25 protein-coding genes are annotated in these 24,043 nt (G+C 58.6%); 14 read left to right on the top strand and 11 right to left on the bottom strand.

The genetic code is table 11. The features are described from left to right. Positions 1-11: 11 nt before the first annotated feature. From GOV85_RS11405 to GOV85_RS11395, 3 genes are all read left to right on the top strand, one after another. Positions 12-527 carry a DUF3035 domain-containing protein gene (locus GOV85_RS11405; protein ID WP_171178181.1) on the top strand — a complete coding sequence of 172 codons (516 nt, stop codon included), beginning with the start codon at positions 12-14 and terminating at the stop codon, positions 525-527. An 81-nt stretch (positions 528-608) separates the two neighbouring features. Then, positions 609-1,949, top strand: coding sequence for a pitrilysin family protein (locus GOV85_RS11400; RefSeq protein WP_171178179.1), 1,341 nt, complete (start codon positions 609-611; stop codon positions 1,947-1,949). Then, positions 1,946-3,256, top strand: a complete 1,311-nt coding sequence (locus tag GOV85_RS11395) for a pitrilysin family protein (protein WP_171178177.1) — start codon at positions 1,946-1,948, stop codon at positions 3,254-3,256. The genes GOV85_RS11400 and GOV85_RS11395 overlap by 4 nt, the downstream gene beginning before the upstream one ends. A gap of 21 nt (positions 3,257-3,277) precedes the next feature. On the opposite strand, the gene GOV85_RS11390 is transcribed toward GOV85_RS11395, so the two are convergent. Genes GOV85_RS11390 through deoC form a run of 3 tightly spaced genes read right to left on the bottom strand, consistent with a single transcriptional unit; the run spans position 3,278 to position 7,457 of the window. Then, positions 3,278-4,087 carry an SDR family oxidoreductase gene (locus tag GOV85_RS11390; RefSeq protein WP_171178175.1) on the bottom strand — a complete coding sequence of 270 codons (810 nt, stop codon included), beginning with the start codon at positions 4,085-4,087 and terminating at the stop codon, positions 3,278-3,280. A gap of 27 nt (positions 4,088-4,114) precedes the next feature. After that, entirely contained in the window at positions 4,115-6,448 is a 2,334-nt protein-coding gene (locus GOV85_RS11385) for an aldehyde dehydrogenase family protein (protein WP_171178173.1), read from the bottom strand. Between the two features lie 10 nt (positions 6,449-6,458). After that, on the bottom strand, positions 6,459-7,457 hold the full coding sequence (gene deoC / locus GOV85_RS11380) for a deoxyribose-phosphate aldolase (protein WP_171178170.1): 999 nt from the start codon (positions 7,455-7,457) through the stop codon (positions 6,459-6,461). A gap of 200 nt (positions 7,458-7,657) precedes the next feature. On the opposite strand from deoC, the gene GOV85_RS11375 reads away from it, so the two are divergent. From GOV85_RS11375 to GOV85_RS11350, 6 genes are all read left to right on the top strand, one after another. Beyond that, the gene (locus GOV85_RS11375; protein WP_171178168.1) at positions 7,658-8,611 is read left to right on the top strand and encodes a metal ABC transporter solute-binding protein, Zn/Mn family; all 954 of its coding nucleotides are present in this window, start codon (positions 7,658-7,660) and stop codon (positions 8,609-8,611) included. A 3-nt stretch (positions 8,612-8,614) separates the two neighbouring features. Beyond that, the gene (locus tag GOV85_RS11370; RefSeq protein ID WP_171178157.1) at positions 8,615-9,418 is read left to right on the top strand and encodes a metal ABC transporter ATP-binding protein; all 804 of its coding nucleotides are present in this window, start codon (positions 8,615-8,617) and stop codon (positions 9,416-9,418) included. 3 nt (positions 9,419-9,421) lie between these two features. Beyond that, positions 9,422-10,627 (top strand): metal ABC transporter permease, encoded by a 1,206-nt coding sequence (locus GOV85_RS11365; protein WP_171178155.1) that lies wholly within the window; start codon positions 9,422-9,424, stop codon positions 10,625-10,627. Beyond that, positions 10,624-11,553 (top strand): metal ABC transporter permease, encoded by a 930-nt coding sequence (locus GOV85_RS11360; protein ID WP_171178153.1) that lies wholly within the window; start codon positions 10,624-10,626, stop codon positions 11,551-11,553. Before GOV85_RS11365 ends, GOV85_RS11360 begins: the two co-directional genes overlap by 4 nt. Positions 11,554-11,814: 261 nt before the next feature. Beyond that, entirely contained in the window at positions 11,815-13,677 is a 1,863-nt protein-coding gene (gene mutL / locus GOV85_RS11355) for a DNA mismatch repair endonuclease MutL (RefSeq protein ID WP_171178151.1), read from the top strand. A 57-nt stretch (positions 13,678-13,734) separates the two neighbouring features. After that, on the top strand, positions 13,735-14,964 hold the full coding sequence (locus GOV85_RS11350; protein WP_171178149.1) for a DNA recombination protein RmuC: 1,230 nt from the start codon (positions 13,735-13,737) through the stop codon (positions 14,962-14,964). A 3-nt stretch (positions 14,965-14,967) separates the two neighbouring features. On the opposite strand, the gene GOV85_RS11345 is transcribed toward GOV85_RS11350, so the two are convergent. The 3 genes from GOV85_RS11345 to GOV85_RS11335 are packed head-to-tail and all read right to left on the bottom strand — an operon-like array spanning position 14,968 to position 16,736. After that, entirely contained in the window at positions 14,968-15,372 is a 405-nt protein-coding gene (locus GOV85_RS11345) for a hypothetical protein (RefSeq protein ID WP_171178147.1), read from the bottom strand. A 46-nt stretch (positions 15,373-15,418) separates the two neighbouring features. Beyond that, the gene (locus GOV85_RS11340) at positions 15,419-16,069 is read right to left on the bottom strand and encodes a ChrR family anti-sigma-E factor (RefSeq protein ID WP_171178145.1); all 651 of its coding nucleotides are present in this window, start codon (positions 16,067-16,069) and stop codon (positions 15,419-15,421) included. Between the two features lie 10 nt (positions 16,070-16,079). Further along, positions 16,080-16,736 carry a sigma-70 family RNA polymerase sigma factor gene (locus GOV85_RS11335; protein WP_171093317.1) on the bottom strand — a complete coding sequence of 219 codons (657 nt, stop codon included), beginning with the start codon at positions 16,734-16,736 and terminating at the stop codon, positions 16,080-16,082. Positions 16,737-16,882: 146 nt separating this feature from the next. Here GOV85_RS11335 and GOV85_RS11330 point away from each other — a divergent pair, with 146 nt between their 5' ends. The 4 genes from GOV85_RS11330 (at position 16,883) to GOV85_RS11315 (ending at position 18,787) form a co-directional block, all read left to right on the top strand. Next, on the top strand, positions 16,883-17,656 hold the full coding sequence (locus tag GOV85_RS11330; RefSeq protein ID WP_171178143.1) for a DUF1365 domain-containing protein: 774 nt from the start codon (positions 16,883-16,885) through the stop codon (positions 17,654-17,656). Positions 17,657-17,741: 85 nt separating this feature from the next. Continuing rightward, positions 17,742-18,059, top strand: a complete 318-nt coding sequence (locus GOV85_RS11325) for a DUF3775 domain-containing protein (protein WP_171178141.1) — start codon at positions 17,742-17,744, stop codon at positions 18,057-18,059. A gap of 239 nt (positions 18,060-18,298) precedes the next feature. Further along, complete coding sequence (locus GOV85_RS11320) at positions 18,299-18,526, top strand: DUF1127 domain-containing protein (RefSeq protein ID WP_171178139.1); 228 nt, start codon at positions 18,299-18,301, stop codon at positions 18,524-18,526. Positions 18,527-18,583: 57 nt separating this feature from the next. Beyond that, positions 18,584-18,787, top strand: coding sequence for a DUF1127 domain-containing protein (locus tag GOV85_RS11315; RefSeq protein ID WP_171178137.1), 204 nt, complete (start codon positions 18,584-18,586; stop codon positions 18,785-18,787). A gap of 84 nt (positions 18,788-18,871) precedes the next feature. On the opposite strand, the gene GOV85_RS11310 is transcribed toward GOV85_RS11315, so the two are convergent. The 4 genes from GOV85_RS11310 to GOV85_RS11295 are packed head-to-tail and all read right to left on the bottom strand — an operon-like array spanning position 18,872 to position 22,371. Next, a complete protein-coding gene (locus GOV85_RS11310; RefSeq protein WP_171178135.1) occupies positions 18,872-20,014 on the bottom strand; it encodes a saccharopine dehydrogenase family protein in 1,143 nt (380 codons plus the stop codon). A 3-nt stretch (positions 20,015-20,017) separates the two neighbouring features. Beyond that, positions 20,018-21,073, bottom strand: a complete 1,056-nt coding sequence (locus tag GOV85_RS11305) for a saccharopine dehydrogenase (RefSeq protein WP_171178133.1) — start codon at positions 21,071-21,073, stop codon at positions 20,018-20,020. Between the two features lie 14 nt (positions 21,074-21,087). Continuing rightward, positions 21,088-21,702, bottom strand: a complete 615-nt coding sequence (locus tag GOV85_RS11300; RefSeq protein ID WP_171178130.1) for a glutathione S-transferase family protein — start codon at positions 21,700-21,702, stop codon at positions 21,088-21,090. An 18-nt stretch (positions 21,703-21,720) separates the two neighbouring features. After that, positions 21,721-22,371, bottom strand: a complete 651-nt coding sequence (locus GOV85_RS11295; RefSeq protein ID WP_171178127.1) for a histidine phosphatase family protein — start codon at positions 22,369-22,371, stop codon at positions 21,721-21,723. Between the two features lie 134 nt (positions 22,372-22,505). Between GOV85_RS11295 and GOV85_RS11290 the strand changes: the two genes are divergently transcribed. Further along, complete coding sequence (locus GOV85_RS11290; RefSeq protein ID WP_171178125.1) at positions 22,506-23,696, top strand: Zn-dependent hydrolase; 1,191 nt, start codon at positions 22,506-22,508, stop codon at positions 23,694-23,696. A gap of 42 nt (positions 23,697-23,738) precedes the next feature. On the opposite strand, the gene GOV85_RS21435 is transcribed toward GOV85_RS11290, so the two are convergent. Next, positions 23,739-24,043, bottom strand: a 305-nt coding sequence (locus GOV85_RS21435) for a hypothetical protein (protein WP_216599052.1), incomplete at its 5' end; no start/stop codon positions are given.

The raw sequence follows: 24,043 nt of genomic DNA, 5'->3' as shown, positions 1-24,043 counted from the left end.
TGGAGACACCTATGCGGATGCCGCGCGCCATATTTGTTCTGACTGTTGTCGCAGCGGTTGCGGCATGTTCGAATCCCGGTCTGCGGGATCTGGCGCCTCCGGGGCAGGGTCCGGATGAATTTTCTGTTCTTCCAGTCAAACCACTGACGGAACCTCAGGATTACGCCTTTTTGCCTGCTCCGACGCCGGGCGGTGCCAACTTGACCGATCCGAACCCGAACGCTGACGCCGTGGCAGCGCTGGGTGGCAATGCGGCTGCACTGAACCCGAATACAGCGGTGCCGTCGTCAGATGCGGCGCTGGTCACGGCCTCAAGCCGTTATGGTGTGCCACCTGATGCGCGTCAGGTGGTCGAGGCCGAGGATGCCGCGTTCCGCAAGCGCCGCGGTCGCTGGACCGGTTTGCGTCTGTTCCCTGTCGATCGTTATGGTCAGGTCTATGAACGGCAATCCATCAATCCCTATGCGGAAACAAACGCCGCGCGTAACGCTGGGATTGAAACGCCATCATCGCCTCCTGATGAATAATTCTTAACTTTCCGTCATCGGGCTTGAACCCGGGCCGCACCACCGTAGTTTGAATACCAGAAACGAAACGGAGGATGCCCCATGGTTCGGGCCCTGGCTTTGTCGGCTGCCCTGATCGCTGCCACCCCGGTTTTCGCCGAGGACGGGAAAGAAGCGGTCACTACATTCACTTTGGACAACGGCATGGATGTCGTGGTGGTTGAAGATCACCGCGCGCCGGTGGTGCAACACATGGTCTGGTATCGCGCTGGATCTGCGGACGAGCCGATAGGGGCCTCCGGTGTCGCGCATTTCCTGGAACATCTGCTGTTCAAAGGTACAGACACGCTGGCTCCGGGTGAGTTTTCGGCCACCGTCGCCGCCAATGGCGGCAATGACAACGCGTTCACATCCTATGACTACACCGCGTATTTTCAACGCGTCGCAGCCGACCGGCTTGAGTTGATGATGCGGATGGAATCCGATCGGATGCGGAACCTGCGGCTAAGCGAAGAGGATATTCTGACCGAGCGTGACGTGATCCTTGAGGAACGCAATCAGCGCACGGAAAACAACCCACGCGCCCTGTTCGGTGAACAGATGAACGCTGCGCAGTATCTCAACCATCGCTATGGCGTGCCGATCATTGGCTGGAAGCACGAGATGGAAGAGCTGGATATGGAGGATGCCCTGTCGTTCTACCAGACCCATTATGCACCCAATAATGCCATTCTGGTGGTTACTGGCGACGTTGAGCCTGAAGAGGTCCGAGCCCTTGCCGAGCAATACTACGGCGTGATCCCGGCCAACCCGGATTTGCCCGAGCGGGTGCGGTCGCAGGAGCCACCGCATGCGGCAGAACGGCGCCTGACCTACAAGGACCCGCGCGTGGCGCAGCCCTATGTGCAACGCAGCTATCTGGCCCCCGAACGCAATCCGGGTGAGCAGGAAAAGGCGGCAGCCCTGTTTCTTCTGGCTGAGCTGTTGGGTGGCAGCACCACATCATACCTGAACGAAAAGCTTCAGTTCGATCAGCAAAAAGTCGTCTATGCGGGCGCATTTTATCGCGGCGTATCGCTGGATGACACGACCTTTGACCTGCTGGTAGTTCCGGCGCAGGGTGTGTCGCTGCAAGAGGCCGAAGATGCCATGGATCAGGCGGTCGCTGATTTTATCGCTGAAGGTGTGAACGAAGACGACCTGAACCGCATCAAAATGCAGCTGCGCGCTGCTCAGACCTATGCGCGCGACAATGTGGACGGCATCGGCAACCGGTACGGCCGCGCCCTGACCAGCGGCTTGACGGTCGAAGATGTACAGGCTTGGCCCGACATTCTTCAGGCCGTGACGGGTGATGAGATCATCGCCGCTGCCCGCGAAGTGCTGCAACCCGAGGCATCTGTCACAGGTTGGCTGATGCGAGATGATGAGGTGACTCAATGAAACGGTTCCTTGCAACTCTGATTGCCTGTCTGGTTGCCCTGCCTGCCCTGGCCGAGATCGAGATCGAAGAAGTGACCTCACCCGGCGGCATCAAGGCCTGGCTGGTCGAAGATCATTCGATCCCCTTTACCGCGCTGGAGCTACGGTTTCGGGGCGGCACTTCTCTGGACGACCCGGACAAGCGCGGTGCTGTCTATTTGATGAGCGGTCTGATTGAAGAAGGCGCGGGCGACATGGACGCTCAGACATATGCCCGTGAGCTTGAAGCACTGGCCGCATCATTCAGGTATAATGCAGGCGACGACACCGTATCGATCTCGGCGCAATTTCTGACCGAGAACCGGGATGAGGTGGTCGAACTATTGCGCACCACCTTGCACGAGCCGCGTTTCGATCAGGATGCCATTGATCGCGTGCGCGCCCAGATACTGTCGGGATTGCGCTCGGATCAGACCGACCCGAATGAAATCGCAGGCTTGAACTTTGCAAGGATGGCCTATGGCGACCACCCCTACGGATCAGAAGGGAAGGGCTCGATCGAAAGCGTTTCGGTTCTGACGCGGGACGATGTAGTGGCTGCATATGACAGCGTGTTCGCCAAAGACCGCCTTTATGTTGGAGCCGTGGGCGACATCACTGCAGAGGAACTGGGCGCGTTGCTTGATGCGTTGCTGGCCGATTTGCCTGAGACCGCCAGACCCATCCCGGAAAAGGCTGACGTGACAATTCCCGGAGGTATCAGCGTTGTCGAGTTCGATACGCCGCAATCGGTGGCCCTGTTCGGTCAGGCCGGGATTGATCGGGACGACCCGGATTTCTTTGCTGCGTTTGTCTTGAATCACATCCTGGGTGGTGGTGGCTTTGAAAGCCGCCTGATGCAGGAAGTGCGGGAAAAACGCGGGCTGACCTACGGTGTGGCAACGTATCTTGTGCCCAAGGATCTGGCGTCTGTCTATCTGGGGTCAGTTTCGTCAGCCAACGACCGCATTGCCGAGGCAGTTGAGGTGATCCGTGACGAATGGGCCAAGGCCGCTTCGGAAGGTGTCACCCAGAAAGAGCTGGACGATGCCAAGACCTATCTGACCGGTGCGTATCCGCTGCGGTTTGATGGAAACGGGCAGATTGCCGGTATCATGGTTGGGATGCAGATGGAAAACCTGCCCATCGACTATATCGCGACACGCAATGACAAGGTAAACGCCGTGACGTTGGAAGACGTGAACCGGGTTGCCTCGGAATTGCTGGATCCGGACGGGCTGCATTTTACCGTAGTGGGCAAACCCGTCGGCCTTGAGACCACGAACTGAGCATGAGGGGGTGAGCGCGTCTCACCCCTTTTTCATGCTGCGCAGCATCTCACCCATCATCTGGCCGAACTTACCCGAGCCGCGTTGATACAGCGCGCCGTCGACAGCCAATACAGTACCGCTGATATAGCTGGCCAGATCCGAGCTGAGGAACAGGCAGGCATTGGCCACGTCCTGCGGCTGACCCCAGCGGCCCAACGGTACATCGCGGCGCAGCGCTTCACCGGCATCCGGGGTAGGGGCCAGGCGTTTTGCGCCTTCGGTGCCTTCGATGAACCCCGGCACGACCGAGTTCACGCGGATCCCTTCAACACCCCATTCCATCGACAGCGTCCGGGTGATCTGATCAACCCCTGCCTTCGCGGCACAGACATGAGCTTGACCCTCATAAGGCAGGTAAGATTGCGGAGCCGAGATGTTGATGATGCTGGCACCGGGGCGTTTCAAGAAAGGATACGCCCCTTTCATCACATGGATTGTACCCATCAGGTCAATGTCGATCACGGTCTTGAACGCGTTGACCGACATCTCGGATGCCAGCGCCGGGAAGTTTCCTGCCGCGCCAGAAACCAGCACGTCGAAATCACCATAGGCGTCGTGAAACTGTTTCAGACCAGCGGCCACAGCATCCGGATCACGCACGTCAAAGGCCGCCCCGATGGCGTCCTGTGCGCCTGCGGCTTTCAGCGCGGCCACGGTGTCGTCCACCTTTTCCTGTGAACGGCTGGCGACGGCCAGTTTGGCACCCGAGGCTGCAAAAGCCTCGGCAATGCCACGGTTGATACCGCTGGTGCCGCCAATGACGATGACGGTTTGTCCTGCAAAGTTCATATGGGCCTCCCGTGATGCGCGGGGGCCCTACTCGCCGTAGGGCACCCAGATGTTTTTCACTTCGGTTGCAGCCTGTAGGAAGCGGCGGGAATGGTCCACGCTCCAGTCAAATGCCGTCGCGTTATTAACCCAGGTCCGTTTCAGGTTCCCGGCCGAGACTGTCTCGATCTCTTTCGAAAGGTCAGTTGACGAGAAGGACCAGACCGCGTCCACGTTCAGATGCGAGGCTAGAGGTTTCGCCAGTTCCGCGTGGCTGCCTGTCAAGATGTTGACCACGCCTGCGGGGACGTCCGAGGTCTCCAGAATCTGGTAGAAATCCGTTGCTGCCAGCGGGTAGGGCTCGGATGCCGCCAGAACCACCCGGTTGCCCATAGCAATCGCAGGCGCCATCGCCGAGATCAGACCCAACAGAGGCGCTTCGTCCGCGCAGAGCGCACCGATGACGCCCACGGGTTCCTTCATGGCAATAGCCACGCCCCGGATCGGAACGCCATGCACCTGACCGTCATATTTGTCGGCCCAGGCAGCTGCGGTGAACAGGCGTTGGATCGAGGTTTCGACCTCTTTCGCGCCATCCTTCTTGCCGGTCATGGCGTCGATGCGCGCGGCGAATTCACTCGCACGGGCCGAGAGGTTCTCGCCGATGTAATACAGAATCTGTGCCCGCAGATGGCCGGTGGTCTTGGACCAGCCTATGGCACCCGCTGCGGCCTCAACGGCGTTGCGCACGTCTTTGCGGTTGGCCAGACCCACGTGGCCCAGCAGGCCGGACTTGCCCCAGACGGGTTTGGAATACCCACCATCGGGCCGCGCCTGCTTGCCGCCGACATACATCTTGGCAGTGCGGTCAATCGGATCGACCGGGGACCCTTCGCCCATTGACGCTTCGACCTTCGCAAGAGGTTTGGCCTTATCCTTGGGTTTGGTGTAAGCCGTCAGACCTTCCCAGCCGCCTTCGCGGCCAAAGCCACTTTCGCGCACGCCGCCGAAGCCTGCGGCGGCATCGAACAGGTTGGTGGCATTCACCCAAACCACGCCTGCAACCAGCTTGGGCGCGATGTCCAGCGCAAGGTTCACATTCTCAGTCCAGACTGTCGCGGCCAGCCCGTAACGGGTGTTGTTGGCCAGTTCGACCGCTTCAGCCGGGGTGCGGAAGGTCGAGGAGACCAGAACCGGGCCGAAGATTTCCTCCTGCATCAGCGGGTCGGATGTCTCGAGCCCTGAGATCAGCGTCGGCGGGTAGTAGCAGCCATTTGCGGGCAGTTCACAGGCGGCCTGATGCACGTGACCCGCCGTGTTGCTTTCGACCATGCCCTTGATGGTCTGCAACTGAACCGGATCCACAACCGCGCCCACGTCGATGCATTTGTCCAGCGGATCACCCACCCGCAACCCATCCATCCGCGCGCGTAGCTTCTCGTGGAACCGGTCGGCGATACCTTCCTGCACCAGCAGGCGGGACCCCGCGCAGCAAACCTGACCCTGATTGAACCAGATCGCATCGACCAGACCCTCGATAGCGCTGTCGATATCGGCGTCATCGAAGACGATGTAGGCAGATTTACCGCCCAGCTCTAACGTCAGTTCCTTGCCTGAGCCAGCCGTTGCCTCTCGGATGCGCCGTCCAACGACGGTCGAGCCAGTGAAGGCGATTTTGTCCACGTCGGCGTTCACGATCATCTCGCCCACCGCGCCATCGCCGGTCACGATGTTGACGACACCTTTCGGCAGCCCGGCTTGCGAGCAGATGTCGGCAAACAACAACGCAGTCAGCGAGGTGTACTCGGCCGGTTTCAGAACCACCGTATTCCCCATCGCCAGCGCAGGTGCGATCTTCCATGCCAGCATCAACAGCGGGAAGTTCCACGGGATGATCTGACCACAAACGCCCAAAGCCTGCGCATCGGGCAACTCGGCCTCCATCAACTGCGCCATGCCGGCGTGATAGTAGAAATGCCTCTGCGCCAGAGGGATGTCGATGTCGCGCGATTCACGGATCGGCTTGCCGTTGTCCATGCTTTCCAGCACCGCAAACAGGCGCGCGTGTTTCTGCAATAGCCGCGCAATGGCATAGAGGTATCGCGCACGCCCTGCGCCACCCAGCTTTTCCCATTTCGGCTGCGCTTTGCGGGCAGCGGCCACGGCGGCGTCCACATCGGCCTGTTTCGCCTGTGTCAGCTTAGCCAACACCTCGCCAGTTGCCGGATTGCGGCTGTCGAAGCCTTTTCCCGGTTTGGTGAAGCCGCCATCGATATAGTGACCGAACTTGTCACCTTGATCGACCAGCCACGCCAATGCTTCGGCAGCGCTTTCAGGGGCAGGGCCGTATTCCATGGTCTCGAAGATTTCTTTGACTGTCATAGTTCTTTCCTCAGCCCATGGAGTGACGGTAGCCAGCCGAGTAGGACCCGGTGGCAAAATGTTCCAACTGCCGCTCGATGTCGCCCAGCAGTGACGACGCACCAAAGCGGAACAGGTCGGGCTCCAACCAGCGGTCGCCCAGCTCATCCTTGATCAGCGACAGGTAAACCAGCGCGTCTTTGGCTTTCGAAATGCCACCGGCAGGCTTGTACCCAACGCGATACCCGGTGCGATCATAGAAATCCCGAATGGCGCGGATCATGACCAGCGATACGGGCAGGGTGGCGTTGACGCTTTCCTTGCCGGTTGAGGTCTTGATGAAATCCGCCCCGGCCATCATGCAGACCAGCGAGGCGCGGGCGACGTTACGCAGGCTGCCCAACTCTCCGGTCGCCAGAATGGCTTTGACATGGGCATCGCCGCAGGCCACGCGGAAGGCCTTCATCTCGTCATACAGCGCCTGCCAGTCCCCTGACAGCACATGACGGCGCGAAATGACGATGTCGATCTCTTCCGCTCCGGCTTTTACGCTTTCCTCAATCTCGGCAACGCGCAGGTGGAAGGGCGACAAACCAGCGGGAAATCCGGTTGATACGGCGGCCACTGGAATGCCTGTGCCTTTCAGGGCATCCAAGGCAGTCTCGATCATGTCATGATAGACGCAGACGGCACCTGTCGTGATTGGCGGCATATCCATTGCCTGTAACAGCGATGACGACACAGGCTGGCGCGCCTTCGCACAAAGGCGGCGCACACGGCCTACAGTGTCATCGCCTGACAGCGTCGTCAGGTCGATCATGGTAACCGCCTTGAGCAGCCACGCCGCCTGATAATCCTTCTTGACCGAACGCCGCCCGGGCAGGGTTGCCGCCCGGCGCTCAATGGCCGAGGTATTGGCCTGAACGGCGCGGACCCAGTCCAGATCCAGTTCCATTCCTGGGTTCCGGGGTTCGGTTACTTGCGGCAGATGCGCGGTGCGCACGGGGCTTTCTGAGCTCTGCGTATCCATAGTCACGTCCTTTGGGAGGTTTGCGACAAATTCGCACGGCAGACCGGGGAATGGAAGGTGCTGCATGTAATTGAATGGTAATTTTTTGACCATTCGGACAAAAATAGCAGGCTTTCTTGCGAATAATTCGCATTAGCGTTGACTTAGTTGCGAATGGTTCTCATATTCAGTCTCAACAGGACGCAAAACTGAGGTCGAAGATGATTCGTCGGAGTTTTCTTGCAGCGTTGGCGCTGACCTTCTCGATGCCAGTCGCCGCTTGGGCTGAAGCGCCACTCAAAGTGGTCGCGACAACAGGCATGATCGCGGATGCAGCGCGCCAGGTGGGCGGTGATCAGGTCGAGGTCACAGGCCTGATGGGGCCGGGCGTTGACCCTCATGCCTATCGACAGACCCGCAGCGACATCGTTGCCATGACCCGCGCTGACCTGATCCTTTGGCACGGTCTGTATCTCGAAGCGCAAATGGAAGACTTCTTCCACGATCTCGAACGCAAACGCGCTGTAGTCGCGGTTGCCGAGGGGGTCGATAAGTCCAAACTGCGTGCGCATGATGATTACGCCGACAAATACGACCCACATGTGTGGATGTCGCCCGTGCTTTGGCGCGAAGTTGTGCTAGAGGTTCAAGGCGCTCTAACCGACATTCGTCCCGAAGCGGCAGGCGTGTTTGCAGCCAATGCACAGGCGCATCTTGCCGATATTGACCGTTTGGCGGCTTATGCCGAGAATGTCCTGTCTTCGGTGCCCGAGAACAGCAGAGTTCTGCTTACCGCCCACGACGCATTTGGCTATTTCGGTCAAAGCTATGGGTTCGAGGTTCTGGGCATTCAGGGCATTTCGACCCAGTCCGAGGCGGGTTTGAACCGGATCAGCGAATTGGTTGACCTGCTGGTTGATCGCCAAATCACGGCTGTCTTTGTCGAAAGTTCGGTCTCGGATCGCTCAATTCGCGCGTTGATCGAAGGGGCTGCGGCCAAGGGGCACAAAGTAACGATCGGTGGTGAGCTTTTTTCGGATGCGATGGGCGCAAAAGGCACCTATGAGGGTACCTATATCGGGATGCTGGATCACAACATCACAGTCATTGGAAGTGCGTTGAACGGCGACGCCCCCGGTCGAGGCATGGACGGCAAACTGTCTGCGGGGTTTTGAACAATGCTGGGTCTGGTCAGCAATGATGGTGTGACGCTTGAGGATAACGGGCTGGGTGAAAGCCCGCTAGCGGTGCGTGGCCTGACCGTTTCTTACGGCCAAAAGCCTGCTGTGTTTTCGGTTGATATGACAGTGCAGCCTGGTGCCATGACCGCCATCATTGGCCCAAACGGTGCAGGCAAGTCCACGCTTCTCAAGGCGGCTTTGGGAATCGTCAATCCCCTGTCCGGTCAGGTGACGGTGTTTGGACAGCCGCTGGAGGCGCAGCGCGCGCGTATTGCCTATGTCCCCCAACGGGCCAGCGTGGATTGGGATTTCCCAACACGCGTGATCGACGTTGTGCTGATGGGGCTGTCGCGCGAGCTTGGGCTTCTGGGGCGCGTACGTGCCCGTCACAAAGCCTGCGCGATGGATTGCCTGAATCGCGTCGGGATGCGGGACTTCGCGGATCGTCAGATCGGCCAGTTGTCCGGGGGCCAGCAGCAGCGCGTGTTTCTGGCGCGTGCTTTGGCGCAAGGCGCGGATCTGAACTTGCTGGATGAACCTTTCGCTGGGGTGGATGCCGCCACCGAGAAGGCCATTATCGCGGTGCTGAAATCTCTGAAAGAGGCGGGTAAGACGGTAGTCGTGGTGCATCACGATCTGGCGACAGTGACCGATTATTTCGACCACGTTTTCCTGATCAATACCCGCAAAGTGGCCGAAGGGCCGGTGTCCGAAGCTTTCACTGCAGAAACGTTGCAAGCGGCCTATGGCGGGCGTTTGGCAACTGCGCAGATCGATCAGATATCGCGCGCGCTGGGATAACACATGATTTGGGACGCTCTGACCCTGCAGCTTGGCTATAACGCCACGCTGGTCGCCATTGGTGCGACGTTGCTGGGTGTTTCGGCCGGAGTGACAGGAACGTTCCTGTTTCTGCGTAAACGCGCGTTGGTCAGCGACGCCATCAGCCACGCGACATTGCCGGGCGTCTGTCTGGCCTTCATGGTCTTGGTCGCGCTGGGCGGGGATGGGCGAAACCTGCTGGGCTTGCTTGCGGGGTCTGCAATTTCGGCCTGGGTTGGGCTTCTTTGCATGAACTGGCTGACACGGCGCACCCGACTTGCTGAAGATGCAGCAATCGGAGCGGTTCTGTCTGTCTTTTTTGGCTTTGGGATCGTTTTACTGACGATCATTCAAACCATGGGCGTTGGGCGTCAAGCGGGGTTGGAGGGTTTCCTGTTGGGTTCGACCGCCGGAATGCTGTGGGCGGATGCGATGATCATCGCCATCGGTGGCTCGGCTACGCTACTGCTGGTTCTGATCCTACGCCGTCCCATGACTCTTGTCGCCTTTGACCCGGAATATGCTGCCGCCCGTGGCTTGCCGATCCATCGCATCGACCTTGCGATGATGGGGCTGGTCATGGCTGTCACAGTGGTCGGTCTGAAAATTGTGGGCTTGATCCTGATTGTGGCCTTGCTGATCATTCCGGCGGTTACGGCGCGGTTCTGGTCAGAGCGTTCCGAGCACGTTGTCCTGCTTGCCGGGCTTGCCGGAGGTCTGGCGGGTTACATCGGTGCTGCTATTTCCGCTTCTGCCCCCAACTTGCCGACGGGACCTATCATCGTTCTGGTCAGCTTTGCCTTTTTCGTCCTGTCCCTGTTCTGCGCCCCAAAGCGCGGGGTGCTGGCGGCGGTGTTGCGGCATCTGCGCTTCCAGCGCCGGGTGCATATCCGCCAGGGTCTGTTGGCGCTGGCGCAGGGGCAGAAAATTTATGAACCTCTTACGCTGCGTTTGTTGCGCCGTGCGGGGTTGGTCCGGCCAGACGGGGTTGCCACGGACTCTGGCAAGGCGCGGGCGGCCAAGGCGCTGCGCGATGAAAAACGCTGGGAAATCGTCCGCGCGGATCAGGCGCATGAGGCGACGGCTGCGCTCTATGACGGGCTACGGGATATCGAAACGGTCCTGACGCATGACCAGATCGCTGAAATCGACCGTCAAATCGGCGGGCCGCAAGGAGTGCCGGTATGAGTGGCGAGGAGTTTGTCCCACTGTCGTTGACGCCGCTGCTGATTGGCACATTTGCGGCCATTGCCTGTGCCTTGCCCGGCAACTTTCTGGTGCTGCGCAAACAGGCGCTGATTGGGGACGCGATCAGCCATGTGGTGCTGCCGGGTATCGTGGTGGCGTTCCTGGTGACCGGGGCGATATCGACATGGCCAATGATGCTGGGCGCTGCTGGGGCGGCGATTGTGGCCGTGGTTCTGATCGAAGCCATTCGCCGACTGGGTCAGATCGAACCCGGTGCCGCCATGGGTGTTGTCTTTACCACGATGTTTGCAGCGGGTGTTTTGCTACTTGAGCAAACAGACACCTCTACCGTGCATCTGGACGTAGAACATGCGCTTTACGGCAATCTCGAAAGCCTGATCTGGCTGGACGCAACCGGTTGGGGATCATTGCTGGATGTCGAAGCTCTTGCGGGCCTGCCACCTGAACTGCCTCGGATTGCTCTGACTCTGGTGGGTGTGTCTGTGTTCACTTGGCTGTTCTGGCGGCCGTTGAAAATCTCGACTTTCGATGAAGGCTTTGCGCGCACGATCGGTATTCGCACGGGTGCCCTTGGCATGGCATTGGTCATAACAGCGGCCATCGCGGCGGTGGCTGCATTTGATGCGGTGGGATCGATCATCGTGATCGCCATGTTCATCTGCCCTCCGGCGGCGGCACGGATGCTGACAAACCGGCTTGAGGCACAGATTGCCTGGAGCATTGTGTTCGCCACGGCCTCGGCAGTGTCGGGCTATGTATTGGCGGGATACGGCCCCTTGTGGTTGGGCGGGTCGGATGCAGTCAGCGCGGCTGGCATGATTGCCACGATGTCTGGTCTGATACTTGCCGCAGCCGCCATGTTCGGACCGTGCCGCGCGCATATCGGGGCGCACACATCTACGTGACCCGGCACGTTCCCGCTGCACCTTCCCATGCGTCATCGGCCAAACTCTGCCCAGATGCCCAAAAGATGAATCTTAAGCAGATTATTGGGCAGGCCCATGTTACACGCAGCCATTCATTAGCTGACTCACACCACTCACTTGGTGCGTCCGGGTGGACCCGAAGGCCAAACCGTTCAGGGCCACCCGGACGCCTTTTCTCTGATCAGAAAACCTGTGCAAAGCTGTGGCAGAATCGTGCGCGGCTGTGCTAGGTCTAGGGGTATGGCGCAAGCAAACCCCAATATCGGCGAAGATCGCCCGGTGATCCGACAATTGGATGACGCTGCAATCAACAGGATTGCTGCTGGTGAGGTGGTGGAACGTCCGGCCTCTGCCGTGAAGGAACTGGTCGAGAACGCAATCGATGCAGGGGCCACGCGGATTGCCATCGATATTGCGGATGGAGGCAAGACCCTGATCCGTGTCACGGATGACGGGTGCGGTATTTCGGCAGGTGATCTGCCACTGGCGTTGTCCCGCCATGCCACGTCAAAGATTGATGGGTCGGACCTGCTGAACATCCATACCTTTGGGTTTCGGGGAGAGGCGCTGCCTTCTTTGGGTGCGGTCGGGCGTCTGACCATTACCAGCCGCGTTCCGGGTGCGGATGCGGCGCAGATCCACGTTGCGGGCGGCAAGATGGGCGCGGTCAAACCCGTGGCCTTGCGCGCAGGCACAGTCGTCGAGCTGCGCGATCTGTTCTTTGCCACGCCTGCACGGCTGAAGTTCATGCGCACCGACCGGGCCGAGGCGCAGGCCATTGCAGATACGGTGAAACGGCTGGCCATGGCTGAGCCATCCGTGACCTTCACCCTGCGTGATGTGTCCGGTGGCGGAGAGGGTCGTGTGACCTTCCGCGCGGATCGCGAGAACGGAGATCTGTTTGACGCGCTCCACGCCCGTCTGGCCCGCGTGATCGGGCGCGAGTTTGCCGAGAATGCGCTGCAAATCGACGCTACGCGTGAGGGCATCCGGCTTTATGGCTACGCTGCCTTGCCGACCTATTCGCGAGGTGCTGCGGTGGCGCAGTATCTTTTCGTCAATGGTCGGCCTGTGCGTGACAAGATGTTGACTGGCGCATTGCGGGCCGCTTATTTCGATTTTCTTAGCCGGGATCGGCATCCGGCGGCGGCTTTGTTCATCGACTGTGATCCGACGCTGGTTGACGTGAACGTTCATCCCGCCAAATCCGAGGTGCGGTTCCGCGACCCCGGCGTTGCGCGGGGCTTGATTGTGTCCAGCCTGCGCCATGCATTGGCCGAGGCCGGGCATCGGGCGTCCTCGACCGTGGCCAATGCGACCTTGGGCGCGATGCGGCCCGAACTTGCGCAATCTGCCACAGCGCGGGTGTACCAGATGGATCGACCTTCGCCAGCAGCGCGACAGGCCGCTTACCGGGCGCAATCTCCGGGCTTTGCTGAACTGGCCCAGGACTACAGTGGCAGCATTGTCGAGCCTACCCCGGTTGCGCCGATTGCCGAGGCAGAAGAATCTCAACCGCAGGATCTTCCCTTGGGGGCTGCGCGGGGACAGGTGCACGAGAATTACATTATCGCGCAAACCGCCGACGGTATGGTGATCGTGGATCAACACGCCGCACATGAACGGCTGGTTTATGAAAAGCTGAAAACGCAGATGGCGGAAAACGGCGTTGCAGCGCAGGCGCTTCTGATCCCGGAAATCGTGGAGCTGTCTGAAGGCGATTGTGCGCGCCTGATGGCCGTTGCTGAAAACTTAACGCGCTTTGGTCTGACCATCGAACCCTTCGGTGGCGGGGCCGTTGCTGTGCGTGAAACCCCTGCCATCTTGGGCGAGGTCAATGCCCGCGCGATGATCCTGGATATCCTTGATGAGTTGGCCGATCAGGGTGAAAGCCAGATGGTGCAGGCAAAGATCGAGGCGATCCTCAGCCGAGTGGCCTGCCACGGCTCTGTCCGCTCTGGTCGCCGTATGCGCGCCGAAGAGATGAACGCTTTGCTGCGCGAGATGGAGGCGACGCCGCATTCCGGTCAGTGCAACCACGGTCGCCCGACCTATGTGGAGCTGAAACTCAGCGATATCGAAAGGTTGTTCGGACGCAGTTGATCCGTCGTTCGGAACCAATTAAGAAGACAGAAACAAAACGAGAACATAAAGACTGATATGATCCAGATTGCAGGCACCCAGATCCCAGTAGATGACCCGGTCTTTTTGACCGGTGGCGGGGTTGTCCTGCTGATCCTTTTGCTTTTGTTCCTGTCGCTGCGGGCGGCCAATCGCTCGGCCCGGATGGCGGAACCTCTGGCGCGGCAGATGGCGCATCTGGGACAGCATGTGCAGCAACTGGGGCAGGGGCAGGAACAATTGCGCGGCGGTCTTCAGCATGTCTCGGACACGCAAGCCAATGCGCAAGTGCAGGTGATCCAAACAGTCGAGGCGCGCCTTTCCTCGGTTCAGCAGCAGATGAATGACCGGCTGGCGGACAACGCGATGAAGTCTGCACGCGCGCTGGCCGAAATGCAGGAGCGGATGAAAGAATCGCTGCATGGGTCATCGAAACAGACCGCGACATCCCTGACCCAATTGCAGGAACGTCTGGCCGCGATCGACAAAGCGCAGGACAATATCACCAAACTGTCTGGTGACGTTCTCAGCCTGCAGGATATCCTGTCGAACAAGCAGACGCGCGGGGCGTTTGGCGAAATCCAGCTGACAGACATTGTGTCAAAGGCACTGCCAAGGGACAGTTTCCAGTTGCAGGCCACCCTGTCGAATGGGCGTCGTGCGGACTGCCTGATCCATCTGCCGAACCCGCCCGGCCCCATCGTGATTGACAGCAAGTTCCCGCTGGAGGCGTATGAAGCATTGATCGGTGCGACTAATGACACTGAGCTGAAAGCGGCGTTGCAGATGTTCCGCAGCACGGTGCGTAAGCACATCAACGACATTGCCGAGAAATACATACTGGATGGTGAAACCGCTGATGGTGCGCTGATGTTCCTGCCGTCCGAGGCCGTCTATGCCGAGCTTCACGCAAAGTTCCCTGAGCTGGTTCAGGAAAGTTTCAGCAAGCGCGTCTGGATCGTTTCGCCGACCACCTGCATGGCGACGCTGAACACGATGCGCGCGATCCTGAAAGATGCCCGGATGCGCGAACAGGCAGGTGCGATCCGCAAAGAATTGGGACTGCTGCACAAGGATGTGGAGCGTCTGGGTGATCGTGTGACCAATCTGGATCGTCATTTTGGTCAGGCGGCAAAGGATATCTCGGAAATTAAGATCAGCGCCGAAAAAGCCGGCCGACGGGCGCAGCGTCTGCACAATTTCGATTTTGAAGAAATCGCACCTGATGCCGCGTCAGAGGTTGTGCCATTGGCGCGTCACGAAGGTTGAGACTTACTGGATCGACAGGTCCAGGTTGTACCCGACGGTTTTGCCGGTATCTCGGTCATTTCCCATCAGATAAACACGGATCGTATAGTCTCCGTCCTCTGGCAGGTTGATCCGAGCGGTATTGCCGTCAATCGAGCCATTATAAATCGCAACCCCATCACTGCCCGGGGGCAGGATGTTGAAATAGACCACGCCGTTTCCATTGGTGTCACTCACCTGAAGGTCGGCGAACATCTCCTGACCGGCTTTTGCACCCAACACATAGTCGAAGTATTCGTCGCCAGTGACAGCCCCGCTGACCATGGTGCCATAATTGCCGGACTGAAATTGCACCTCTGAGGTCATCTGGGCTAACGCCGCAGGCGCGAAACCAAGCAGAAGGGCCGACAAAAGAAGTTTTCCTGTCATGTCTGTTTCCTTTCAAGCTTCGCTTTAGCCGGAAATCACCAGCAGGTCAGATGCGCAGGAAGGGCTGGAATAATCGCGGCATAAGCTTGTTGAATTTCAACGGTGCATCTGTGACTGCAAGACAAATGCAGTCTTCCGAGATATCCGCGACAGGTGTGTGTTCCAAATCCTCGTCAGCGATCTCAACGTCGCCGCGGGCAAAGTGATCCACCTCGTCCGAAAACGCGCCCTGCAATACCATAGTCAGTTCCATGCCCTGATGACCGTGATCCGGGACCGCAGCACCGGCCGGGATGAACAACAACCTTGCCATGGCCTCTTTGGTGGTCGGCAGAATGGCCTGCTTCACGCCCATACCGATGGATTTCCAGCGGATGTCCGCGACAGTTCCGCCCACATAGTCCTGCAAGGGGGTAGGCAGCACGGCGCAGCCCGGTCGCGCGGGCTTGGGGCTCGGTGCGCCCTGCGCAATCAAGGCCATGGTCGCCGCGAGGGACGCATCAGACATGGCAACCGAGCCTGCCTGATCATCCAGAACCTGCCCGCCAACGGCGTCAAAGCTCTCGGCCCGTGCGCGGCAATGGTCACACAGGGAAAGATGGGTTGCGACCATAAGATCGAACGCCTCGGGCAGAGTTCCTGCGGCATATGCCATCAGCAGGTCATCTGTAAGGTGATGTTTAATCGACTTGCTCATCTTACTCATCTCAGTTCATCGCGTGGCGCAAGCGGTCCAGCGCCAGCCTAATACGTGATTTGATCGTTCCCAGGGGCAACCCGGTCTGAGACGCAATTTCGCGGTGACTCAGGTCGCCGAAATACGCCTTCTCGATCAGCTCTCTCTGCGCTTCAGGCAACGCCAGCATGGCGGTGCGCAGCTGCGCGGTTTCCTGTTGCAGCGCGATTACGTCGTCCTGGTCAGGCTCGGCCTCGGGTCCCCATCCCAGTTCCTCGGGTTCGGGGCGGCGTTGCTTGCGCAGAACGTCGATGCGCTTGTTCCGAGCAATCGTGAAAACCCACGTGGCCACAGTGGCCCGTGTTGGATCGAACAGATGGGCCTTATGCCACAAGGTCGCCATCACCTCTTGCGCGCATTCTTCGGCCATGGTGGCATCAGACCCTGATTTCATCAGGAACGCCTTGATGCGTGGCGCGAAGTGTTGGAACAGCTCGGCAAAGGCCGACTGGTCCTGCGCATCCCGGATGCGTTTGACGTGTTCCACCCACTCGGTTCTGGTGTCGCAACTTGCTTTCGTTCCGTTCACCTGTCTACCCTTGATGCGTTTCTTCCCGCGCCAAGGCTGAGGGGCGGCTGTGTCAGCCGCAGGTTCGTCCAAGGTCGCAGTATTGATCTCGGTAAACATAACCACATTACGGGCTGCGCCCCAAGCCGGATCACTTTATCGGGACATTTTGATCCAAAGCGCGCTATTTTCCGTAACACTACTATACAAATACGGCGGAAAACGATGCTGTTTTAAGCGGTTATGGGCAGGTCTGAAAACACACGATGGCAAAAGAAATTGATCATATCGCGGGCCACACCTATCACGGGCGCAAGGGCGGGATCGAAAACGCGTTTCGGTATTCGGTCGATTACATCCTGTTCGACCCCGAGGCCAAGTTGTCCACACCCCTGTTGTTTTCACGTGACCGCGCAAACCTCGCCAATTGGCGTACGCGTGATCATGGCGGGGCGCCCGGTCAGGGCGAAGGTGCCGCGTGGGTGCGTACCCGCTTTGACGAGATGGCCGTGCCGCAACCGGCGCGGATAATATTGCTGACCCAGCCACGGGTTCTGGGGCATGTCTTCAACCCCGTCAGCTTCTGGTTCTGCTTTGACGGCAACGACCAACTCTATACGGTGGTGGCCGAGGTGACGAACACCTTTGGGACGCGTCACAGTTATCTGTGCCACAAGCCAGACTTTGCATCCATCGAACCATCGGATCGGGTGGTGGCGGACAAGCTGATGCATGTTTCGCCATTCCAGAAGATCGAAGGCAGTTATACGTTTCGATTTGATTTCCGTCCTGACAGGGTTGGTGTTTGGATCGACTATACTCGACCCGACGGTGGGTTGATCGCCACCTTGACAGGACCCCGTCAGCCGCTAACCAATCGGGTGATCCTGTGGTCCTTGCTGCGGCGTCCGTTTGGGGCCCGGCGGACATTTACTCTGATTGTTTGGCAAGCGTTCAAACTGTGGCTTAAAAAGGCAACCTTTCGCCCGTTTCGATCCCAGCCTGTACCAGACCAGCCAATGTCGCGTGTGCGTGACTGACCCCCAGTTTGCGTAAGATCAAAGACTCAGGCCCCTGTCGATGATTGTGATGGTTTGACAACCGCGAACAACAGGAGCTGAAGACATGTTGGAAATTTCGGCAAGGAAAGTTGCCCAGGTGGCCATGATGGGCCGCGAACTGAACCGGGCCGAGGGCGAGCTGCGGGCGTTCATCGACCGCATGGGCGAAGACGAACAGGCCGAGCTGGTCGCCATCATGTGGATCGGCCGCGAAAGCTTTTTCGCCGAGGATTTGGCCGAAGCCATCGCCACCGCCAAGTCCGAAGCTTCGACCCCCTGTGCCGACTATCTGATTGGAACCCCACACTTGTCGGATCACTTGGAGAACGGGTTGGATGCTTTGGGCATTTCGGCTGAGGATATTGAGAACGACCTGATGTAGTTCGTTTTCCACACCAAATACGAGGATGGCGGTTTGGCCGCCATCTGGGCTTTATCTATTACTGAGATACACTTTGCTGGCGTAAATTGCGGACACGCCTCGGCATAACTCATCCTCCACGTGCTTTCTCTGACCCAGACTTAAACAAACCTTAATGATGCGCTTTGATAACGTTAAGGCGGCGTCCCCAAGTTTGATTTCACCAAGGCAACGCAAATCAAGTTTAGGAGGACAAAGACATGGTACATACCCAAGCAGTAAACACCCAGAACGGCCTTCTTGATGGTCTGTTTTCGAAGTACGCCGACAAAAAGGTCGAGCACTTCCGTCGCCGAATTCTTGCAAAAACTGTGCGCGATCTTGAGAAGCTGGATGATCAACAACTTGCCGATATCGGTGTCCAGCGGGACCAGATCAATCGATGCGCGTACGAGAGTGTTTATCACAACAAACCCTACCGGCAATGATGGTGAAAAACCCCTGAGTTAAATCATCCCCAGTTCATTGTTAGTGAGGTTATCAATATGTTTGACGTTATCCCGCCCACCAATCAACCGGCCCCGGCTGCTAGTGCATTGCTGCTATTCGACCGTGCCATGCGCATCCGTGCCATCAGCCCGGACATTGTCCGAGCGGCCCAGCATCTGAACGCTTTGAGCGATCAACAATTGTCCGAGCTCGGCATCAATCGAAGCGACATCGAAGACACGATTGAGCGGTACATCTGAAAGCCCGAAAGGGAACGCAAGTCATGTTTAGCCAAGAACTATGAAAGCCATTCCAGCAAAACTGGGATGGCTTTCACTTTTCAATCAGGCCAAGTGATCAACGATCTGCAAATGTTGTGCCAGCGTATCGATCTCACTCATCCAATCCTGCACAAGTTTCGGATCGCTGGGCGCTGCGTGAACCCCTGCCGGGATTGCTCGGTTCAGGACCGCCTCGATTGCCAGTGATACCGGGATCGACACCAGACGCGCCATGGCGGTGCCGCGCGCATCGCCCCAGGCATCCATGACATAGGTCTTGTTCCAGACCTCAATACCGTTCTTCTCGGCCTTTAGGCCAACGCACAGCACAACGCGGTCTGGTTCGCCCTTATCATAGGCGTTTTCGTCCCAGAACTGATCCGACATCTCTTTCAGGCGAGCGTCACCTTCGGGCCCGGAAAGAGTTTCGATCTCGGTGAACACATCCGACCACGCGTCGGCCCAGCCGTTCAGGCGCAGGGTGCCGCGGACGAATTCCTTGACCGGCCAGTGATCCTCGAAATGGTATTGCGCCATGAAGGGGATCGAGTCGCGGTTGGGGTAAACCTCGAAGCTCTCCGGTGTGGGCAGCGGCGCGATATAGCTGCTGATGGCATCCCATGGGCGTGCAACATCCAGCGGGGCATAGTCGCGGATCGACTTCGAGGGCGACCGCAGTGCCTTGAGCACGCCCAGAGGCGACCAGCTGAACTTGTATCGGAACGGGTTGGGCGTTTTCGGGATGCCCCCGCAATAAGAAATAAAGCTCAGGTGGTTTTCAGGATCGAACACATCTGAGGCGCGATAGTCGTCGACCAACGCATGAGCCATCAGGTGGTCGATGCCCGGGTCCAGCCCGACTTCGTTTACCAGAATCACACCGGCCTCGCGCGCCTTGTCGTCCAGCGCACGCATCTCGGGCGCGATGTACGAAGATGAGACGAAGTTGGCCTGTTTCGAGATCGCCAATTCTGCCAGCGGAACATGCCAGTCGCCCGGCAGCATCGAGACGATCACATCGCCTTTGCCCAGCACCTTGGCAAGGGCTTCGATGTCGAACGCCCGGATATCGTCGGTCAGGTCGCCGACCTCGGCTTGGGCCTTTTCGATGGTTCGGTTCCAGACAGTGACCTTGTGCCCGCCCTCGATCAGGCGGCGCAGGCCGGGGATGGCCGACAGGCCGGTGCCACACCAGTGAATCGTCATCGTTCAGAGTCCTTCAATATGCGTTTTGTAGGTTGCTTCTGCCCGACCCCAGACGCCGCTGTCCAGATCGGTCAGTGTCAGCAGAGACGGCAGCAGTTGCGCGGCGTAGTCTTCCGAGCTTTCGACCGGCAGCATCGACGGCAGGTTGTCGATGGCCATGACGTCCATCACCGGATCATCGGCCACGCGCAGCACTGGGGCCTCCCATGTGGTTGCGCGGTCGTAGACCGGCACCGGGTTGTAATCGCTGTCCGGGTCGCAGGCGACGTCGCCAATGGCAGTCAGCTTGCGTGATGCGGTCAGCGCGTCACGCGGAACAAAGACCGGCGTACCCGGCCGCGCGAAGATGCAATTCAGGAACAGGTCATGGTCCAGGATTTCCGGGAAAGGACCACCGCTGGCAGTTTCGGCCATATCCCATTTGGTGACAGTGATACCCATCGCTTCGCACAGATCGGCAGCACCAGTGCCGACGCGGCCCAAGGCCCCGACGACAATGGCGCTTGGTCGTTCGGCCCCTGTGGCGTCCAGTTCGGCCAGCAAATCGGCATTAAGCTTGTCCTTACCGGCATAAACCCCAACAGGCGGACATTGGTCGCCCCGATGCTGCGCGGCCCATGCTTTGAGCGTCACTGCCGCACCCGCATAGCCGGCCCAATAGCCAAAGGCCGCAACCCGACGACCGTCTTCATCCACCAGATACTCAAGATCATACAGCGTGCCGCCCCCGGCCTTGAACCGTTCCAGCAAAGCGCGGCCGGAATGCTGGCCCTTGTAGGCATGTCCGAACATGATGTGTCGGTGGGGCAGGGGCGTGCCATCTTCGGGCAACTCTTTGAGGCCGAAAATGATCGCGTCCGCCGGAGCGTCAGGCCAGGAGTTTTCAGGTGCGATCTCGCAGCCTGCGTCCTTGTAGCCGTCGATTGGAATGGCACGAACATGGCTTTCCTCGACCGTCACGCGGATGCCAGCCGCGATCAACGCCGCGGCACCTTCGGGGGTCAGCCCAACCCGTTCCTCGTTCGGGCGCTGTTCTGCCCGGACCCAGAGATGTGTCATAGTATTTCCTTTTGTCAGAGCATTCCGGCGGCATGTACCGCCTGAACTGAAGGCCGCGCCTCCATCGCCTCGCGGAAGGCGAGAATTTTGGGGAAGGCCGTGACATCGACGCCGTCGCCTTCCAGCCAGCTGCAAACCACATAAAGATAGGCATCTGCCAGCGAAAATGCCTCACCCAGAACAAACGGCCCACGCAGGCCGTTTGAACAGATGTATTCACAGGATGCTGTCATTGTTTGTGGGACCTTATCCTTCATGTCTTTCCAGCTTGGCTTCTTGTCCGCCCATCGCGCTCCGCGCATCTTGTGCGCGTGGTTCACGTGCATGGTCGACGCAAGATAGAACATCACCTCACGCATGCGCGCGGCCATGACCGGATCAGCAGGAACCAAGCCTGCGGCAGGTGCTTGGGCAGCGACATACTCCAGCAGCGCTCCGGTTTCGGTCAGGATACCACCATCAACAACCAGCGCCGGCACCCGACCTTTGGGGTTGATCTGCCGGTAAGCCGGTTTCTTCTGCTCGCCCCCGGCAAAGTCCAGTTTGATCACCTCATATTCTAAGCCGGCCTCTTCCAGAGCAATCGCAACAGCGACCGAGATCGTGCGAGGGGCATAATAAAGCTGCATGGGGTATCTCCGATCTGGTTACAGGTGGGTCTGCGCGAACTGCCGGTCGGGTGCCTCAAGATGCGGAACGGCATTGAAAAGAACCGGGCTCAGTTGCGCCCCAATCGGATGCAGACGATGCATTGACGTGTTCATGATGGCAAGGGCCACACGTGCCATCGACGGGATGTCCAACCCCATCGCCTGCCGCACCACCATCGAGATCAACCCGCCCGAGGTGACAACAATGGCGGGTCCGCCTTCGGTTCCGATTTCACTCAGCGCATCACGAACACGCGTTTCGAACGCTTCGAAGGTTTCGGGTGCGTTCCTGATGTCGCCATTGGCCCAAGCGGAAAAGGTTTGGGGCAGATGTTCGACAAAACCCTCGCGGTCCGTGGGGATCGCAACCCCGTGCTGTTCTTCGAGCAGTTGTGCCAGGGTGAAATATTCAATCTCGTTCAATCGTGCATCACGGATCGGGTCAGACAGCCCCATGCTTTGGGCGGTTTCTGCATGGCGAGTCAGAGTGCCGCAATAAACGCGGGTATAGTGGCTGCGTGTGTCGCGCAGATGCGCGCCCAGCCAACGGGCTTGCTGATGCCCCAACTCGCTGAGCTTGTCATAGCTTACTTCGTCGCGCGCTGCGGTATTGGCCTGCCCGTGACGCACCAATGTGATATGTGACATGTCGGTCCCTCTTGCGCAGACGTCTTAGGGCAGGTTCTACCCCGGGACCAGAGGGGTTTCATGTGCGGTTGAAAAATTCCTGGCTGTGTTCCGGTTTGTGGCTATGGTCTGCCCAACGAAAACTTGGAGGTGTCATGTCGGTCAATCACGAACGGTTCTTGGCGGATTTGCACAAGCTGCGTGAATTCGGGGCCTCGGGTGTAGGCAAGGGTGTGATCCGACCGGCCTATTCCCAAGCAGACATCCAAGCGCGCAAATGGCTTGCCGAACGCATGTCTGACGCGGGGCTGACACCGCATTTCGATCCGGTCGGAAACTTGTTTGGGTTGGCCGAAGGTCCGTCGCTGTTGATGGGATCGCATTCCGACAGTCAGCCCGAGGGCGGTTGGCTGGACGGAGCGCTTGGCGTCATTGCAGCACTGGAAATCGCGCGTTCAAGTGATCGGCCCATCTCGGTCGTCAGCTTTCAGGACGAAGAAGGTCGGTTCGGCGTGACCACAGGCTCAGCCGTATGGTCCGGTGGCCTGCCATTGGAACGGGCAGATGCTTTGACAGATGGTGCGGGCGTCAGTTTTGGTGCCGCGCGGTCCTCAATGTCCGAACTGTCTGGTGGCTTTATCGACCCGTCCAACTTCAAAGGTTATATCGAGATGCATATCGAACAAGGCCCGTCCCTGGACGCGACAGGAGATCAGGTCGGCGTCGTCACTGATATTGTCGGCATCCGCGACATGTCGATCACTTTTGAGGGTCAGCAGAACCACGCAGGCACCACACCGATGCACCTGCGCCGCGACGCGTTTCAGGCGTTGTCCCTTTTCAACACGCGTCTCAATGAACGTTTCCGAAATGTGGTGACGCCTCAGACCGTCTGGACCATCGGACGTGTTGACGTGTACCCCAATGCCTCATCCATAGTTCCGGGTCGGGTTCGGTTTTCGATGCAATGGCGGGATGGCGATGCGGAGCGCCTCGTCCGGATGGAAGAGATCATTCGCGCGACAGCACAAGAGGTAGCCGATGAACAGGCGATGGCGCTGGAGTATGGCCCGATGCTGGGGCTTGAACCTGTGGCCATGGACAAGGCATTGCAGGATGCGTTGGAAGGTGGCGCGCAACAGGTTGCTCCGGGGAAATGGCGCCGGATGCCCTCGGGCGCGTTGCATGACGCAACAAACGTGTCGCGCCTGATGCCGGTTGCCATGTTGTTTGTGCCGTCGATCAACGGAATCAGTCACGATTTCGCTGAAGACACCGCCGAAAGCGACCTGCTTGCTGGCCTGAGCGTGCTTGACGCCGCTGTTCAGTCACTTGCGGGGCAATAGCAAAAAGTGAGGGTAAAATACTGTTTTTTCTGTTTCTTGCGGTCAAGTAGACTGGAAAAATTCCGGCAGAAAACGTTTCGAGCCTCTGAGTTTCAAACAAGGCGTGTTGCTTAAGGGAAAAAAGTTTCCTATAGGAACATTTATGTGCATACATCCGTATGCAGAACGTTCCCAGGAACGGTGCGTCGGGCGTAGGCTGTCTGGAATCGTTGCAATCCTCACTGCTTGTTGCAGACTGTTGGGATGCGCACCGACCCATAGGTAGGAAAAGGTATCCGCAATGACTTCACCGAAACGCACTCCCTTGTATTCGTTGCATGTTGAGTTGGGAGGTAAGTTGGTTGATT

Origin of the sequence: Ruegeria sp. HKCCA4633 (genome assembly GCF_013034605.1) — a bacterium.
Classification (GTDB): domain Bacteria; phylum Pseudomonadota; class Alphaproteobacteria; order Rhodobacterales; family Rhodobacteraceae; genus Ruegeria.
Note: the sequence above shows the minus strand (reverse complement) of the source record. Positions and strands in the feature narration are given on the sequence as shown.

Excerpts from the sequence above, each read along its gene's own strand:
- GOV85_RS11405 (WP_171178181.1), top strand. The coding sequence starts at position 12 with ATGCGGATGCCGCGCGCCATATTTGTTCTGACTGTTGTCGCAGCGGTT.
- GOV85_RS11400 (WP_171178179.1), top strand. The coding sequence starts at position 609 with ATGGTTCGGGCCCTGGCTTTGTCGGCTGCCCTGATCGCTGCCACCCCG.
- GOV85_RS11395 (WP_171178177.1), top strand. The coding sequence starts at position 1,946 with ATGAAACGGTTCCTTGCAACTCTGATTGCCTGTCTGGTTGCCCTGCCT.
- GOV85_RS11390 (WP_171178175.1), bottom strand. The coding sequence starts at position 4,087 with ATGAACTTTGCAGGACAAACCGTCATCGTCATTGGCGGCACCAGCGGT.
- GOV85_RS11385 (WP_171178173.1), bottom strand. The coding sequence starts at position 6,448 with ATGACAGTCAAAGAAATCTTCGAGACCATGGAATACGGCCCTGCCCCT.
- deoC (WP_171178170.1), bottom strand. The coding sequence starts at position 7,457 with ATGGATACGCAGAGCTCAGAAAGCCCCGTGCGCACCGCGCATCTGCCG.
- GOV85_RS11375 (WP_171178168.1), top strand. The coding sequence starts at position 7,658 with ATGATTCGTCGGAGTTTTCTTGCAGCGTTGGCGCTGACCTTCTCGATG.
- GOV85_RS11370 (WP_171178157.1), top strand. The coding sequence starts at position 8,615 with ATGCTGGGTCTGGTCAGCAATGATGGTGTGACGCTTGAGGATAACGGG.
- GOV85_RS11365 (WP_171178155.1), top strand. The coding sequence starts at position 9,422 with ATGATTTGGGACGCTCTGACCCTGCAGCTTGGCTATAACGCCACGCTG.
- GOV85_RS11360 (WP_171178153.1), top strand. The coding sequence starts at position 10,624 with ATGAGTGGCGAGGAGTTTGTCCCACTGTCGTTGACGCCGCTGCTGATT.
- mutL (WP_171178151.1), top strand. The coding sequence starts at position 11,815 with ATGGCGCAAGCAAACCCCAATATCGGCGAAGATCGCCCGGTGATCCGA.
- GOV85_RS11350 (WP_171178149.1), top strand. The coding sequence starts at position 13,735 with ATGATCCAGATTGCAGGCACCCAGATCCCAGTAGATGACCCGGTCTTT.
- GOV85_RS11345 (WP_171178147.1), bottom strand. The coding sequence starts at position 15,372 with ATGACAGGAAAACTTCTTTTGTCGGCCCTTCTGCTTGGTTTCGCGCCT.
- GOV85_RS11340 (WP_171178145.1), bottom strand. The coding sequence starts at position 16,069 with ATGAGCAAGTCGATTAAACATCACCTTACAGATGACCTGCTGATGGCA.
- GOV85_RS11335 (WP_171093317.1), bottom strand. The coding sequence starts at position 16,736 with ATGTTTACCGAGATCAATACTGCGACCTTGGACGAACCTGCGGCTGAC.
- GOV85_RS11330 (WP_171178143.1), top strand. The coding sequence starts at position 16,883 with ATGGCAAAAGAAATTGATCATATCGCGGGCCACACCTATCACGGGCGC.
- GOV85_RS11325 (WP_171178141.1), top strand. The coding sequence starts at position 17,742 with ATGTTGGAAATTTCGGCAAGGAAAGTTGCCCAGGTGGCCATGATGGGC.
- GOV85_RS11320 (WP_171178139.1), top strand. The coding sequence starts at position 18,299 with ATGGTACATACCCAAGCAGTAAACACCCAGAACGGCCTTCTTGATGGT.
- GOV85_RS11315 (WP_171178137.1), top strand. The coding sequence starts at position 18,584 with ATGTTTGACGTTATCCCGCCCACCAATCAACCGGCCCCGGCTGCTAGT.
- GOV85_RS11310 (WP_171178135.1), bottom strand. The coding sequence starts at position 20,014 with ATGACGATTCACTGGTGTGGCACCGGCCTGTCGGCCATCCCCGGCCTG.
- GOV85_RS11305 (WP_171178133.1), bottom strand. The coding sequence starts at position 21,073 with ATGACACATCTCTGGGTCCGGGCAGAACAGCGCCCGAACGAGGAACGG.
- GOV85_RS11300 (WP_171178130.1), bottom strand. The coding sequence starts at position 21,702 with ATGCAGCTTTATTATGCCCCTCGCACGATCTCGGTCGCTGTTGCGATT.
- GOV85_RS11295 (WP_171178127.1), bottom strand. The coding sequence starts at position 22,371 with ATGTCACATATCACATTGGTGCGTCACGGGCAGGCCAATACCGCAGCG.
- GOV85_RS11290 (WP_171178125.1), top strand. The coding sequence starts at position 22,506 with ATGTCGGTCAATCACGAACGGTTCTTGGCGGATTTGCACAAGCTGCGT.